Genomic DNA, 15360 nt, shown 5'->3' on the forward strand with positions numbered 1-15360 from the left:
GAATCTCTCAAAAATCGGCAGATTGGTACTTTGGAAAGACATATCTGTCTTTTTATTGCAGTTTGCGGAAACTCAAGAGGGCTTCTAAGAGGATTCTAAAAAAAGGATAAAAATTGCGGATAGGGGGAAAGTCGCCTTGCAACTTGAAGCAGGATGTTATATCATGAAGCTATAACATTTTGAAAAGGACAGGACAAGATTATGAGCGATACCTATGTAGAATGCCTGATCAAGGCAAAACAATCCATGCTGGCTAAATTTTTCAAGATACTGCTGATCATGCTGACAGTGGTATTTGGTCTGGCCATGTTTCTTTTTATGCCGGCTATGCTGCTTGCCCTTGCATGCGGCCTTGGAGCTTATTTCGTAAATCTTTACACAGATCTGGAGTATGAATATCTGTATCTGGACAAGGAGCTTACTGTGGACAAGGTGATGGCAAAAGCCAAGAGAAAGAGAGTTGCCACCTACAGCATTGACAGACTGGAAATTCTGGCTCCCATAAAATCCTATCATCTGGATAATTACAAAAACCGCAATGTAAAGGTGAAGGATTACAGCATCGGTGAGGAGCTGCAGCCTGATCTGCGGTATGTCATGTATTATGAAGGCGGGGAAAAGGTGCTGTTAAGTCCTTCTCCCGAGCTGGTGAAGGTGATAAAAACGGTTGCGCCCAGGAAGGTGTTTACGGATTGAATTCTTAAATTTTTATAAACGTATGTGTTGACAGTGAAAATAATCTTTGATACACTCATTTGAAAATTAAGAAAATACAGGAGGACAGAAAATGGGACAGATTATTGGCGAAGGCATTACCTTTGACGATGTGCTGCTGGTGCCTGCGTATTCACAGGTGATACCCAATCAGGTGGATTTGACCACCTGGCTGACGAAGAAGATTAAGCTGAACATTCCGATGATGAGCGCGGGAATGGACACGGTGACCGAACACCGCATGGCCATTGCCATGGCAAGACAGGGAGGCATTGGCATTATTCACAAGAATATGTCCATTGAGGCGCAGGCCGAGGAAGTGGACAAGGTAAAGCGTTCTGAAAACGGAGTCATCACCGACCCATTTTCTCTGACTCCTGAACATACACTGGCGGATGCTGATGAGCTGATGGGGAAATTCCGCATTTCCGGTGTTCCCATTACCGAGGGACGAAAGCTTGTAGGCATTATCACAAATCGAGACTTAAAATTCGAAACAGACTTCACAAAGAAAATCAAAGAGTCCATGACAAGCGAGGGGCTGATCACTGCCCAGGAGGGAATTACGCTGGAGGAGGCAAAAAAGATTCTGGCAAAGGCCAGGAAGGAAAAGCTTCCTATAGTGGACAAGGACTTCAATCTAAAAGGACTCATCACCATAAAGGATATCGAAAAAACAATCAAATATCCGCTGGCCGCAAAGGACAGCCAGGGGCGTCTGCTCTGCGGAGCCGGAGTGGGAATCACAGCCAATGTGCTGGACCGGGTGGCTGCATTGGTGGATGCCAAGGTGGATGTGGTGGTATTGGATTCCGCCCACGGTCATTCTCAGAACGTATTAAACTGCCTTAAGATGATCAAGGAAAAGTATCCTGATCTTCAGGTAATCGCGGGAAATGTGGCTACGGGTGCCGCTACGAGAGACCTGATCGAGGCGGGTGCAGATGCGGTAAAGGTGGGTATCGGCCCCGGTTCTATCTGTACCACCCGTGTGGTTGCGGGCATTGGTGTACCGCAGATCAGCGCCGTTATGGACTGCTATGAGGTAGCCAAGGAGTATGGAATTCCCATTATCGCAGACGGCGGTATCAAATATTCAGGCGACATTACCAAAGCCATTGCGGCAGGCGGCAATGTGTGCATGATGGGAAGCATGTTTGCGGGCTGCGAGGAGAGCCCTGGGGATTATGAGCTCTTCCAGGGAAGAAAGTACAAGGTGTACCGTGGCATGGGCTCTATTGCAGCTATGGAGAATGGAAGCAAGGACCGCTATTTCCAGGAAAATGCCAAGAAGCTGGTTCCGGAAGGCGTGGAAGGCCGGGTTGCCTACAAGGGAAGCGTGGAGGATACGGTGTTCCAGCTGATGGGCGGTCTGCGCTCAGGTATGGGCTACTGCGGCGCTGCCAGCATCGAGGAGCTGAAGGAGAATGGCAGGTTTATCAGAATATCTGCGGCATCCTTGAGAGAAAGCCATCCTCATGATATACATATCACCAAGGAAGCGCCCAACTACAGCGTGGATGAATAAAATAATAAGTGTGATATAAAAGCGGAAAAACGTCCGCCTGGGCGCCATGACTGTGTTGCTCAGGCGGATTTTTTACATTAAGGGAAAATGGTTTTTACAGGAGGAAGAAAATGTTATCACTGGAGCAGGAATTGAAAAATAATGAATACCCCGGGAGGGGCATTGTGCTTGGCAAGTCTCCCAATGGAAAGTACGCCGTGGCCGCTTATTTTATTATGGGCAGAAGCGCAAACAGCAGGAACCGTATTTTTGTGGAGGATGGACAGGGCATCCGCACACAGGCCTTTGACCCTTCCAAGCTGGAGGACCCCAGCCTGATTATCTATGCGCCGGTAAGAGTGCTTGGAAACAAGACCATAGTGACCAATGGAGACCAGACGGACACTATTTATGAGGGAATGGACAAGCAGCTTACCTTTGAGCAGTCCTTAAGAAGCAGAGAGTTTGAGCCGGATGGGCCTAACTATACGCCCCGCATTTCAGGAATTCTACATATTGAAGGCGGACGCTTCAGCTATGCCATGTCTATTTTAAAGAGCAACCACGGTGATCCTTCCTCCTGTATCCGCAATACCTTTGCCTTTGAGACGCCGCTTGCGGGAGAGGGACATTTTATCCATACCTATATGCACGATGGAAACCCGCTGCCCAGCTTTCAGGGGGAGCCTAAACTGGTGGCAGTTTCGGATGACATGGAAGGCTTTGCAGATATGCTGTGGGACAGCTTAAATGGAGACAATAAGGTATCTTTGTTTGTGAGATATATTGACATTGCCACAGGAGAGTATAGATCTATCATTAAAAATAAAAACCAATAACAGGAGGCGTTGCGCAATTTCTACGCTATGCTTCGGAATGGAGATTGTTATGAAAGAAATCGAATTGAAGTACGGGTGTAACCCGAATCAAAAGCCTTCCAGAATTTACATGGAGAATGGAAGCGATCTGCCTGTGACCGTGTTAAACGGCAGACCGGGCTACATTAATTTTTTGGATGCCTTCAACGGCTGGCAGCTGGTGAAGGAGTTAAAGCAGGCAACGGGACTTCCCGCAGCCACATCCTTTAAGCATGTTTCACCGGCGGGAGCGGCAGTGGGGCTGCCCTTAAGCGAAACCCTGGCAAAGATTTACTGGGTGGACGACCTGGGAGAGCTGTCTCCCTTGGCCTGTGCCTATGCAAGGGCCAGGGGAGCGGATAGAATGTCCTCCTTCGGAGATTTTATCGCCCTGTCCGATGTCTGTGATGTGGATACGGCAAGGCTGATCAAGAGAGAGGTGTCCGACGGGGTGATCGCGCCCGGCTATACAGAAGAAGCCCTTACACTTTTGAAGTCTAAAAAGGGCGGAAACTATAATGTGATACAAATAGACCCGTCCTATGTGCCGGATCCGGTGGAGAAAAAGCAGGTATACGGCATTACCTTTGAACAGGGCAGAAACGAGCTGGATATCAATGGAGACCTGCTGTCCCATATTGTGACAGAAAACAAGGATATTCCCGAAAAGGCTCTGATTGACATGAAAATTGCCTTGATCACTCTGAAATATACACAGTCCAATTCTGTCTGCTATGTGAAGGACGGACAGGCTATCGGAATCGGAGCAGGCCAGCAGTCCAGAATCCACTGCACCAGGCTGGCAGGCAGCAAGGCGGACAACTGGTTTCTGCGTCAGTCCCCTCAGGTTATGGGACTTGAATTTGTGGAGGGCCTGGGAAGGGCCGACAGAGACAATGCCATTGACGTGTATATGGGCGATGAGTATATGGACGTGCTGGCGGACGGCGTATGGGAAAAAACCTTCCGGAAAAAGCCTCCTGTGTTTACCAGAGAGCAAAAACAGGAGTGGCTTTCGAAAATGGAGGGAGTTACCTTGGGCTCCGACGCCTTTTTCCCCTTTTCCGACAACATTGAGAGGGCGAAAAAAAGCGGCGTGAAGTACATAGCCCAGCCCGGCGGCTCCGTGCGGGACGACGCAGTGATTGAATGCTGCAATAAATATGGCATGGTCATGGTCTTTACGGGAATCCGGCTGTTTCATCACTAAAAAACTGCTTTATCATTTTGCGTCAGTGTGATATGATAAAAGGCAGATGTAAAGTACACTGAAAGGCTGGAGCACCATGAGCGAGACAAAGAATTTTATTGAAAACATCATTGACAAGGATTTGGCGGAGGGTGTGTACGATACGGTTCACACCCGCTTTCCGCCGGAGCCCAATGGTTATCTTCACATAGGACATGCCAAAAGCGTTTTGTTAAATTACGGGCTGGCAAAGGAGTACAACGGAAAATTTAACATGCGCTTTGACGACACCAACCCTACCAAGGAGCGGACTGAGTTTGTAGAGTCCATCAAGGAGGATATCAAGTGGCTGGGAGCAGACTGGGAGGACAGGCTGTTTTTTGCCTCGGATTACTTTGACCAGATGTATGAGGCGGCGGTAAAGCTGATTAAAAAGGGCAAGGCCTATGTCTCGGATTTATCCCCGGAGCAGATAAAGGAATACCGGGGCACTTTGACGCAGCCAGGCAGGGAAGACCCTGGCAGCGCAAGAACCGTGGAGGAAAATCTGGCTCTCTTTGAGGATATGCGGGCCGGTAAATTCAAGGATGGGGAAAAGGTGCTGCGGGCCCGCATTGACATGACTTCTCCTAATATTAACATGCGCGATCCGGTGATTTATCGTGTGGCACATATGACACATCATAATACCGGGGACAAATGGTGTATTTATCCCATGTATGATTTTGCGCATCCCATTGAGGATGCCATAGAAGGGATTACCCATTCTATCTGTACGCTGGAATTTGAGGATCACAGGCCGCTTTATGACTGGGTGGTAAGGGAGCTGGAATATCCCCATCCTCCGAAGCAGATTGAATTTGCAAAGCTGTATCTCACCAATGTGGTCACAGGAAAGCGGTATATCAAAAAGCTGGTGGAGGAGGGCATTGTGGACGGCTGGGACGATCCCAGACTGGTTTCCATTGCCGCTCTGCGCAGAAGAGGCTTTACGCCGGAATCCATCAAACGCTTTGTAGAGCTTTGCGGCGTCTCCAAGAGCAATTCCTCTGTGGATTATGCCATGCTGGAGTATTGTATCAGAGAGGATTTGAAGGTAAAGAAGCCCCGCATGATGGCGGTGTTAAATCCTGTAAAGCTGATTATTGATAATTATCCGGAAGGTGAGACAGAGCTGGTGGAGATTCCCAATAATCAGGAGAATGAAGCGCTGGGGAGCCGTCAGGTGCCATTTGGGAGAGAATTGTACATTGAGAGAGAGGACTTTATGGAGATTCCTCCCAAAAAGTATTTCAGAATGTTTCCGGGCAATGAGGTGCGCCTGATGAATGCTTATTTTGTGACCTGCACAGGCTGCGTGAAGGACGCGGACGGTAAGGTCACAGAGGTGCACTGTACCTATGATCCGGCGTCTAAAGGCGGCAGCAGTCCTGACGGAAGAAAGGTAAGGGGAACCATACACTGGGTGCCTGCCAGGGAATCCATCACAGCGCAGGTACGGCTGTATGAAAACATTATCGACGAGGAAAAGGGTGTTTATAATGAGGACGGCAGCCTGAATTTGAACCCCAATTCTCTTACTGTGCTGCAGGAATGCAGACTGGAGCCTGCCTTTGCGGGAGCCCAGGCCTATGACAGCTTTCAGTTTGTGCGGCAGGGGTTCTTCTGTGTGGATGTCAGGGATTCCAGGCCGGATGCGCTGGTGTTTAACCGGATTGTATCCCTGAAGAGCTCCTATGCGCTGCCAAAGGAAGTGTAAGGCTTCCAAGGGTGTAAAATTGAGTGGTGGAAAAGAGACGGAAGGAATGGAGGGTAAAAATGGCTGGATTATTGTCCGGACTTTCCGGATTGGGATTGGGCAATCTGGAAAACATGGATATTTATAAAAACGAGGAAAAGGAAAAGCAGAAAAAGGAAGCTGCGGTGCAAAAGGTGGAGGAGAAGGATCTGATTTACGATAAGACCTTTGAGTGCCCTGTGTGCGGCGAGAGCTTTTCTTCCAAAATTATGAAGTCGGGCAAGGCAAGGCTGCTAAAGACGGATCAGGACTTAAGACCTCAATATGACGGAATTGATGCGGCAAAATATGACGTGGAGCTTTGCCCTCACTGCGGCTATGCGGCACTTAGCAGATATTTTACCACAGTGGGCAGCGCCCAGGCGAAGCTGATCAGAGAACATATCAGTCAGAGGGTGCAGCTTCATCCGCATACGGGAGATACCTACAGCTATGAGGAGGCCGTGGATAGATATAAGCTTGCATTGGCAAACGCTGTAGTCAAAAGAGCCAAAGCCAGTGAAAAGGCATATATCTGCTTAAAAAGTGCCTGGCTTCTGCGAGGCTATGCGGAGAGCCTTGAAAAAGAGGAAGAAGCGGATCGAAAAAAGCTGGCCGAGCTGAGAGCTCAGGAGGCAGAATATCTGGAGAATGCTTATAATGGCTTTACAGAGGCTATGCAGACGGAAGACTTTCCTATGTGCGGCATGGATGAGATCACGGTGGAATACTTGATCGGTGTTCTGGCTGCAAGATTTAAAAAGTATGATGTGGCCAGCAAAATGGTTGCTGCTATATTGACGTCTCCCACAGCCAACAACCGTACCAAGGATAAGGCCAGAGAGCTGAAGGAACAGATTCTTGCGGATTTGAAGAGGCAATAGGGACTGCAATGTATGACATGACCATTCGTTTACAGACAGACAGTGGGAAACGTCTGTATGAACAGATTTATGAGCATATAAAAAAGGAAATCAGAGAAGGGAAGCTGCTTACGGGAGAGCGGCTTCCCTCCACGCGTTCTCTGGCCGAATATCTGCAGGTAGCCAGAAGCACCGTGGAATATGCCTATGACCAGCTTGTCAGTGAAGGCTATATTGAGGCCAGGCCTTACAAGGGATACTTTGTGTGCCCTTTAGAGGAGCTTTTCTTGATGGAAGGAGAACGCTCAGAAGAGGGCATAAAAGCTTTTTCAGGGGAGGTTTCTCCATTTAGACCGGAGGAAAAGCCGAAAAAGAAGGAGCAGGGGGCGCCGGAGCCTCTTCTTGACTTTTCGCCAAACGGCATTGATATGTCCGGCTTTCCCTTTGGCGTTTGGAAAAGAATTACCAAAAACATTTTAAATTACGGAAACAGTGAATTGTTTTCCCAGGGGGAGGCCCAGGGAGACTATGATCTGCGCCTGACCATAAACAGATACCTCCATTCCTCCAGGGGTGTGAACTGCAGGCCGGAGCAGATTATCGTGGGTGCGGGAAACGACTATCTGCTGATGCTTTTGGAAAAGATTTTGGGGAGACATGTGCGCATTGCCATGGAGAATCCCACCTACAAGCGGGCTTATCGCATATTCCAGTCCTTTGCCTACCGCATTTTTGTTGTGGATATGGATGAAAATGGAATGATGGTGTCCGGACTGGAAAAGGAAAATGTGAGCGTAGCCTATGTGATGCCCTCCCACCAGTTTCCAACGGGGACGGTAATGCCCATAGGGCGCAGGGCGGAGCTTCTCAACTGGGCTGCCAGGGAGCCGGAGAGATATTTGATTGAGGATGATTATGACAGCGAGTTTCGATATCGGGGAAAGCCTGTGCCGTCGCTGCAGGCATCGGATGACCACGACAAGGTGATCTATATCGGCACCTTTTCCAAGGCCATTGCACCTGCTATCCGTGTAAGCTACATGGTTCTGCCCGAGGCGCTGCTTAAGCGTTATCAAAGGGAGTGCTGGTTTTACTCCTGCACCGTGTCCCGCATTGACCAGAGGATATTGAATGAGTTTATTCAGGATGGCAGCTTTGAACGTCATTTGAATAAGATGCGGAAAATCTACCGGGGAAAGCATGAGCTTTTACTGGAGGGCCTAAAGCCCTTTCAGAAGCATTTTCAAATATCGGGGGAGCACGCAGGACTGCATCTGCTTTTGACGGCCAAAGGCCAGGTGTCGGAGGAGGAGCTGATAAAAAGGGCTGCGGCAAAAGGAGTGAAGGTGTATGGACTCTCGGACAGTCTGGTGGATTCAGAGAGCAGAAAATATGAAAAAGCTGCGGTGCTGCTGGGCTTTGGCGGCCTGACGGACGGACAGATTGCCGAGGGAATCAAAAAGCTGCAGGAGGCTTGGCTATGAAAGCTCCTGCAGCTTCTTTGTGCAATTAATTATCCTTGATGGGAGGCTCCTCTTCGTTTGTGTCCTCTTCGTCAAAAAATTCCTCCACTGTCTCCTCCAGCGCATCTTCCGCTTTGTGAGCGGCTTCCTTTACCTGCTCGGACAGAGGCGTGAAATCCTCGCCGCCATTTTCCTTTGCGTCGGAATCGGAAGAGGCTTCTTCGGACGCGTCTCTATTTAGAGGGACATAGCTGCGGGAGGAGGAATCCGCATCGTCATCTAAATCCTCGCTGAAATCGTCATAATCTTCGTCATCTTCATCGGACACCGACAGATCAGCATCCTTTTTCTTCATGTAGTAATAAACAGCGGCAGCCGCTGTGCCCACTGCGGCGGTGAAGAGTAAGAACTTGCCAAATTTCTTTGCCATGGGTTGCTCCTTTCCATTTATTTCTTTACAGTAATATATTAATACTATTTTGTGGAAATGAAAAGAGAATATGTATTAAATTTCTGAAAAATATTTTGTTTTCCGGGCGCCTGTGATAAGATAGGTAGTTGAAGGAAGGAGTCGTTTCATGAATGCCAGGTTTTTTGACTTGAAAAAGGAGAAACAGGATAGGATAATAAACGCCGCCCTGAAGGTATTTGCGCTCCATGGCTACCGTCATGCAAGCACGGACGATATTGTGCGGGAGGCCTCCATCAGCAAGGGGCTTTTGTTTCACTATTTTGAGAGTAAGCTGGGGGTTTACGCTTTTGTATACGAATACAGCGTGCGTTATATGATATTGGAGATAAAGGCCTGTGTGGACCGAAATGAGAGGGATTTGTTCGAGCTGATGAAGCAGACGGAATGCGCGCGCATGCACGCCCTGCGCGCATATCCCTATATGCAGCAGTTTCTCAACCGTTCCATGACGGAGGATGTAAAGGAAGCGCTGCTTGCGGTGGAGGAGAAAAAGAGCGAGCTTTTGGATGTCTATGAAACCATAAACAGTCAGGCCGATCTTTCTGCGCTTCCTGAGGGGATTGACGGCGTAAAGCTGCGCAAAATGCTGGATTTTACCTCAAAGGGGCTGATGACCCAGCGCTTTTTGGACGCCTCTTTTCAGCCGGAAATGCTGTATGAAGAAATCGCAGGCTATCTGGATATGATGAAACAGCTTTTGCAGAGGGTTACTTAGCAGACAAGGATTTACTTGTTCATGCGGTAGGGCCCGTCTGCGGGATAACCGCCCTTTAGCTTCTGCATTCCCCGCTGGATGGCATCCTTGGAATTTTTCCAATCCGCATCACGGTTTCGATAGTCAAACTTTTCCACCAGCCAGGCCACGTCGCCGGAAATGCGTTCCATGTTTTCCTCCATGAGAGGCAGAGCCATTTCATAAAAGACCTCTTTTTCCTTTTGGGAGAGCTTTTCATCGGCGCCCTGGCATAAATCGCCGAAATGGTGCAGGCAAAAGCCTTTGCTGTTCTTTATTTTTTCACGAAAGGCAGAATCCTGCTTAAACAGGTAAAAGAAGGTATCCAGATATCTTGCATAGGTGTCCTGAAACTGACTGCAGATATAGCAGGAGGCCTCCTTTTGTGCAATCCACATGCCGATAGGGTTGGCATCCGAGGCGGCCTTGCGGAATTTGTCCTTCAGGGAGGATTTGCCGGGACGAAAATTGGTAAACTGCTGTTTCATTTCCCCGATCATTTTCTGATAATGGGTTTTTAAAATCCAGGCATTTCCCAGAGTATTTCCATAGTCAAACATTTTCTGGAAGTGCGTTCTGCAAAAGCCCATCTTGTCCGTAATCTCCCGGATATCCGCCTCCATATAGGAGGAGCCGCTTCCCAGCACAAAATCAAGCAGATCCTGCTCCACGCTGCGCTCGATATAACAAAAGGGACATTCATCCCCGGCATTTACCGCATCGTTGAGAGGGATGGTGTAGAGCTGTTCTTTCATATTTTTTACACAAATCTCCATTCCGAAATCTTTTCATCTTTTGCTCTTATTGTAAAGCATGGCCCGTCATATGGCAATCAGGAAAATTACATATTTACTACAAATTTGTAACAAATTGTAAGTTAAAATTAAGAATTATTTAGTTGTATTATGACCGGACAAAAGATACTATAGTAAGTAGAGAAGAGACGAAAGACGTGATAATTCTTGGTTTTCAGCAGTATAGAATTCTTGCTCTATTTTCTTCCGGCCTTTTTTATCCTGTATGGAATTACCCCCAAAAACATGAAAAATGTGACACTTCTGTCGGGAAGTCTTATTTTTTATGCGCTGGGAGAGCCCAGGCATCTGGTGCTTTTGATGCTTTCGGTGCTTTCCAACTATTTTGTGGGACTGCACTTACAGCCTGTGAAGGGAAATAGAAAGAGTAAAAATAGATTTCAAAAAAATTGGAAAAAGCTTCTTTTCATTGCGGCAATCGCAGGAAATGTGGGGTGCCTTGCGTTTTTCAAGGGCAGAACGGATCAGGCCGGACTGCCTCTGGGAATCAGCTTTTATACCTTTCAGATCCTGTCTTATTTGATTGACGTTTACCGCGGAGATATCAGGCGTGAGAGATCCTTTCTCAATTTGGCGGTGTATATCACCATGTTTCCGCAGCTGATTTCTGGTCCTATTGTAAGCTACGGGGAGCTGCGGCAGCCTATCAGGGAGAGGCAGATGACGGCGGAGAGCCTGCAGGAGGGTCTTAAGGTATTTACGGTAGGACTTGTCTGGAAGGTGCTTTTGGCCGACAGGATAGGGCTTTTGTGGAGAGAGGTGCAGGTGACGGGCTTTGAAAGTATTTCAACGCCTTTGGCCTGGCTGGCGGCCCTTGCCTACTCAATGGAGATTTACTTTGATTTTTACGGATACTCTCTGATGGCAATCGGACTGGGGAGGATGATGGGCTTTCGACTCCCTGAAAATTTCAAGCATCCCTACATGGCCCGCAGTGTCAGGGACTTTTACAGAAGATGGCATATAACGCTGGGAAGCTGGTTCCGTAAGTATGTGTATATTCCCCTGGGAGGCAACAGAAGGGGAATGACAAGAACTGTGCTGAATCTTCTGGCTGTCTGGATGCTGACTTCTCTGTGGCATGGCAGTACGGTCAACTTTTTTATATGGGGCGGAAGCTTATGGTTTTTGATCGTGCTGGAACGACTGCTTGAGAAAACGGGAGTTGGGAAACGGCTTAAGGTGATTCCCCATCTGTATCTGTGGATCGTAATCCCTATTACGTGGATGTGCTTTGCCATCACTGATGTTTCCCAGCTGCAGATCTATCTGGGAAGGATGTTCGGCTTGGTGGAAGCCATCAATGTGCGGGCAGGTGACTGGGAGAAGGCCCTTACAAATTACTGGCCCCTTTTTGGGGCGGCCCTGCTTTCCTGCACACCCGCAATACAGAAGCTTTACCGCAGGTGGAAGGACACCATTCCAGGAATGCTTGTGCTGGCGGCCCTGTTCTGGATTTGTGTGTGGCGGATTGCGGTAGAGGGAGAGAATCCGTTTATGTATTTTCGCTTTTAACGGGGAATTTCGGGGAAAGTTGTAAAAAGGAAAAGACTGGCGGCTTGAGGTGATTGCTTGAAGAAGATTCAAAAATATACTTTTTTGGTGATGCTTTTCGTGTTTGGGGCGGTGTATTTGACTTTTGGGGACAACTGGCAGGTTTATGCGAAACCTCTCTGGCAGATGAGAAGCTGGTATCAGGAGACTATGGCAGGAGGGGAGGAAACTGTGAGTGCAGGAGACTCGAAGGAGGAAGGCTTCGGCAGCATTTCTGGCTCCGACAGCGTCTCCGACTCTGACAGTGTTTCCGGTTCTGACAATGCGGACGACTCTTTACAGGAAGAAAGCCAGGCTCCTGCTACTGGAGAGGGAGATGGGACGGAGAATTTGACTGGACAGGGTGACCAAAATGGTCAATCACAGGAGCCGCCCCAGCTCATTGTTTCCCGCAGGCCGGAGGATGTGGAATACCGGACTGTGGAGGATGATTATTTCAAGGATGCGCTTTTCATAGGAGATTCTCGGACTGTGGGACTGTATGATTATGGCGGACTGGAGGATACGGCGACCTTTTACGCGTCCACCGGACTGACCATATATAAGCTTTTGGATGCGGAGATTGTTACGGTTCCCGGACAGAAGGAGAAGCTGACTGTGGAGGAAGCGTTACAGCAATATTCCTTCTCGAAAATTTATTTGATGATTGGCATCAACGAGATGGGAACGGGCACCGTGGAAACCTTTATGGAAAAATATAAAGAGGTGGTAAACCGCATTCAAGAGCTGCAGCCTAATGCCATTATTTATTTACAGGGCATCATGAAGGTGACCACAGAGCGTTCCAGCCAGGGAGATTATATCACAAATGAGGGAATCGAGGCCCGTAATACGGAGATAGAAAAGCTTGCGGATTATGTGAAGGTATACTATCTTGACGTAAATCCTCTTATCTGCGACGAGACAGGGGGCATGAATCCTGATTATACCTTCGACGGCGTGCATTTAAAGGCACAGTATGTAACCATCTGGAAGGACTTTTTAAAATCCCATGCACTGTAAGGGAAAATGGGAAAGGGAATATAGAAATCCACCGGGGGAATACAAAAATGGAACAGATGCCTTGTGTGCAGAAGAAAGGACAGAGGCCGGTGAATCAAAAAATTGTGGATATGCACTGTGACACAGTGGCTGAGATTTTTGAAAGGGAGAGAAAGGGGAAAAAGACTGGACTTAGAGAAAACGGCCTGCAGCTTGACTTAAAGCGCATGGAGAAAAGCGGATATCTGCTCCAGAATTTTGCCCTGTTTGTGGACCAGGAGGAGTGCACAGACCCTTGGGAGAGGGTCTGCGCACTTTATGAAATTTACGCGAGAGAGCTTTCCTGCAATGAGGAAAAAATTGTGCCTGTGCTTTCTTATGAGGATATTGTAACAAACGAAAAGACTGGGAAATTGTCTGCGCTCCTGACAGTGGAGGAAGGCGCCGTGTGCAAGGGAGAAGCACAAAAGCTGCAAAAGCTGTACCACATGGGGGTCCGCATGATGACGCTTACCTGGAATTATCCCAATGAGCTGGGGTACCCAAATAGAAATGGCCGCCCGGAAAAAGAAAAAGGGCTTACCGAAAGGGGAAGAGAGTTTGTATTTTGGATGGAGCGCATGGGAATGATTGTGGATGTGTCTCATTTGTCCGACAAAGGATTTTATGATGTGCTGGAATGCGCAAAAAAGCCTTTCGTGGCGAGCCACTCCAATGCCAGGGCAGTCTGTCCTTGTGCCAGAAATCTGACGGATTCCATGATACGCAGTCTGGGAGAGAGGGGCGGTGTGATGGGGCTGAATTACTATGTGGACTTTCTTCTGGAGGCACAGTGTATTCCCCGGGGAAAGGAGGCGCGCATACAGGCAATTTTAAATGCTGCGGTGAACCATGCAAGACATATTGTGGACGTGGGCGGAATGGAGGTACTGGGACTTGGCAGCGACTTTGACGGTATCGATGTCAACGAAGCGCTGCCCGGAGCACAGAGCGTGGAACGGCTCTGGGATGCTCTCCATGGGGCAGGCTTTACCCAGTCCCAGCTGGATGGGATATTTTCTGAAAACGTGCTTCGGGTATACCGGGAAATTTTAAAATAAAGCGGACAAGGAGAGCCTTTTTATGGCGTTTTTATTGATTTAAGTGACAAACAGATACTGGCCAGGATTCTGAAGGAAACGGTCAGTGAATTTGCAGGATGTTCTATGAAGAACCAATATGCCTTTTGTTGGAGGAATGACTCAGGAGGACAAGGTGGCCAACGAAGGCCAGGTGACTTTTGACATACGCTTTCATGCGGTTACGCCGGGGATGGAGCAGGTAAAGCTGATCATCAATGTGGAAGCGCAGAAGAGCTTTACACCAGGCTATGACATTGTAACCCGTGCAGTCTATTACTGCGCAAGACTGCTGTCCTCACAGATGGGAGTGGAATTCACGCCTAAGTCCTATGACGGAATTAAGAAAGTATATTCTATCTGGATTTGCTTTGACGTGCCGGAGTATGCGGAGAATACCATTACAGAATATAAAATACAGCCAAACTCTTTATATGGGGATTTTCAGGGAAAGGTGCGGTATGATTTGTTTTCGGCAGTGATGGTATGCCTTGGGAAAAAAGAGGATTTATCTGCAGGAAGCAGTCTGCATAGGCTGCTGGCGGCAGTTTTTTCTGAAAAACTGAACACAGAGGCTAAAAAGGCTGTGCTGGAGGAGCAGTACGGCATACAGATGACAGAAAGGATAGAAAGGAGCCTGGCTGGTATGTGTAATTTAAGTGACCTTATTTATGACCGGGGGTTGGAACAAGGAAGAAAAAAGATGCTGCAGATGTTTTTGGAAAAAGGCGGGACTGAGGAGGAGGCAAAATGCCTGTTTGAAGCCACCAGGGAAGAGCTGGAGGAAGCAAGGCTGCAGAATGCGTAACAGGCCATAAAGTGGTAAACAACTTAGCCAAACCTCATTTTTTAGTTGACAGAAATCGATTCATTTTATATAATACCTATAATTTCATATTCAAGCGATTTGATTAAGAAAAGCAATGACAAGAAGAAGTAGCACAAAGGGAAACAAACAGAAAGCAGCCGGTTGATGAGAGGCGCATGGGAAGCTTTGTGCGAATACATCTTTGAGCTTCGCACCGAATTCCTGCCATACAGATAAGGCAGAGACAGTAGGCTGCGACGGTCCTGCACCCGTTAACGTGCTAGAGTATAAGCCTATGGGCCGTACTCGAAGAGGTAGGCAGCGTGAGCTGTCTATAAACATTAGGTGGTAACGCGAGACCTGCTCTCGTCCTTTTGAAGGACGGGAGCTTTTTTTGCGCGAATGAGCAGAGTCAGGTTTGTCCAAGGGGCTCTGCCGTGCTTGCACGGGCAGAGCCCCTTGGGCAAACCTGACGAGCAACGCGAGCTCGGAATGCGAAGCATTACGAG

At 48.2% G+C, this 15360-nt stretch carries 14 protein-coding genes and 1 other annotated feature; of the genes, 12 read left to right on the forward strand and 2 right to left on the reverse strand.

Annotated features, from left to right (window positions below; translation table 11 throughout):
* Positions 1 to 201 precede the first annotated feature (201 nt).
* From SHK35_RS12990 to pdxR, 7 genes are all read left to right on the forward strand, one after another.
* Positions 202 to 696, forward strand: coding sequence for a hypothetical protein (locus SHK35_RS12990; protein WP_318704407.1), 495 nt, complete (start codon positions 202 to 204; stop codon positions 694 to 696).
* 91 nt (positions 697 to 787) lie between these two features.
* Positions 788 to 2242 (forward strand): IMP dehydrogenase, encoded by a 1455-nt coding sequence (gene guaB / locus SHK35_RS12995; RefSeq protein WP_318710103.1) that lies wholly within the window; start codon positions 788 to 790, stop codon positions 2240 to 2242.
* Positions 2243 to 2352: 110 nt separating this feature from the next.
* The gene (locus tag SHK35_RS13000; RefSeq protein WP_318704405.1) at positions 2353 to 3060 is read left to right on the forward strand and encodes an IMP cyclohydrolase; all 708 of its coding nucleotides are present in this window, start codon (positions 2353 to 2355) and stop codon (positions 3058 to 3060) included.
* A 49-nt stretch (positions 3061 to 3109) separates the two neighbouring features.
* Positions 3110 to 4288, forward strand: coding sequence for a phosphoribosylaminoimidazolecarboxamide formyltransferase (locus SHK35_RS13005; protein ID WP_318710104.1), 1179 nt, complete (start codon positions 3110 to 3112; stop codon positions 4286 to 4288).
* A 76-nt stretch (positions 4289 to 4364) separates the two neighbouring features.
* Positions 4365 to 6026, forward strand: coding sequence for a glutamine--tRNA ligase/YqeY domain fusion protein (locus SHK35_RS13010; protein ID WP_318710106.1), 1662 nt, complete (start codon positions 4365 to 4367; stop codon positions 6024 to 6026).
* A 59-nt stretch (positions 6027 to 6085) separates the two neighbouring features.
* The gene (locus SHK35_RS13015) at positions 6086 to 6928 is read left to right on the forward strand and encodes a DUF2225 domain-containing protein (protein WP_318704402.1); all 843 of its coding nucleotides are present in this window, start codon (positions 6086 to 6088) and stop codon (positions 6926 to 6928) included.
* A gap of 8 nt (positions 6929 to 6936) precedes the next feature.
* Positions 6937 to 8391 (forward strand): MocR-like pyridoxine biosynthesis transcription factor PdxR, encoded by a 1455-nt coding sequence (gene pdxR / locus SHK35_RS13020; RefSeq protein ID WP_318704401.1) that lies wholly within the window; start codon positions 6937 to 6939, stop codon positions 8389 to 8391.
* Positions 8392 to 8416: 25 nt separating this feature from the next.
* On the opposite strand, the gene SHK35_RS13025 is transcribed toward pdxR, so the two are convergent.
* Complete coding sequence (locus SHK35_RS13025) at positions 8417 to 8800, reverse strand: hypothetical protein (protein WP_318704400.1); 384 nt, start codon at positions 8798 to 8800, stop codon at positions 8417 to 8419.
* A 148-nt stretch (positions 8801 to 8948) separates the two neighbouring features.
* Between SHK35_RS13025 and SHK35_RS13030 the strand changes: the two genes are divergently transcribed.
* The gene (locus tag SHK35_RS13030) at positions 8949 to 9557 is read left to right on the forward strand and encodes a TetR/AcrR family transcriptional regulator (RefSeq protein ID WP_318704399.1); all 609 of its coding nucleotides are present in this window, start codon (positions 8949 to 8951) and stop codon (positions 9555 to 9557) included.
* Between the two features lie 11 nt (positions 9558 to 9568).
* On the opposite strand, the gene SHK35_RS13035 is transcribed toward SHK35_RS13030, so the two are convergent.
* Positions 9569 to 10330, reverse strand: coding sequence for a DUF6062 family protein (locus SHK35_RS13035; RefSeq protein WP_318710107.1), 762 nt, complete (start codon positions 10328 to 10330; stop codon positions 9569 to 9571).
* A gap of 285 nt (positions 10331 to 10615) precedes the next feature.
* Here SHK35_RS13035 and SHK35_RS13040 point away from each other — a divergent pair, with 285 nt between their 5' ends.
* The 4 genes from SHK35_RS13040 to SHK35_RS13055 all read left to right on the forward strand — a co-directional run bounded on the left by SHK35_RS13040 (position 10616) and on the right by SHK35_RS13055 (position 14851).
* The gene (locus SHK35_RS13040) at positions 10616 to 11905 is read left to right on the forward strand and encodes an MBOAT family O-acyltransferase (RefSeq protein WP_318704397.1); all 1290 of its coding nucleotides are present in this window, start codon (positions 10616 to 10618) and stop codon (positions 11903 to 11905) included.
* Positions 11906 to 11962: 57 nt separating this feature from the next.
* Positions 11963 to 12946 (forward strand): GDSL-type esterase/lipase family protein, encoded by a 984-nt coding sequence (locus tag SHK35_RS13045; RefSeq protein WP_318704396.1) that lies wholly within the window; start codon positions 11963 to 11965, stop codon positions 12944 to 12946.
* A 47-nt stretch (positions 12947 to 12993) separates the two neighbouring features.
* A complete protein-coding gene (locus tag SHK35_RS13050) occupies positions 12994 to 14025 on the forward strand; it encodes a dipeptidase (protein WP_318704395.1) in 1032 nt (343 codons plus the stop codon).
* Positions 14026 to 14143: 118 nt separating this feature from the next.
* Complete coding sequence (locus tag SHK35_RS13055) at positions 14144 to 14851, forward strand: hypothetical protein (protein ID WP_318710108.1); 708 nt, start codon at positions 14144 to 14146, stop codon at positions 14849 to 14851.
* A gap of 106 nt (positions 14852 to 14957) precedes the next feature.
* Positions 14958 to 15228, forward strand: a binding site (T-box leader).
* The last annotated feature ends 132 nt before the right edge of the window (positions 15229 to 15360 follow it).

It is taken from the genome of Candidatus Acetatifactor stercoripullorum, from assembly GCF_944382095.1.
Lineage (GTDB): Bacteria > Bacillota > Clostridia > Lachnospirales > Lachnospiraceae > Acetatifactor > Acetatifactor stercoripullorum.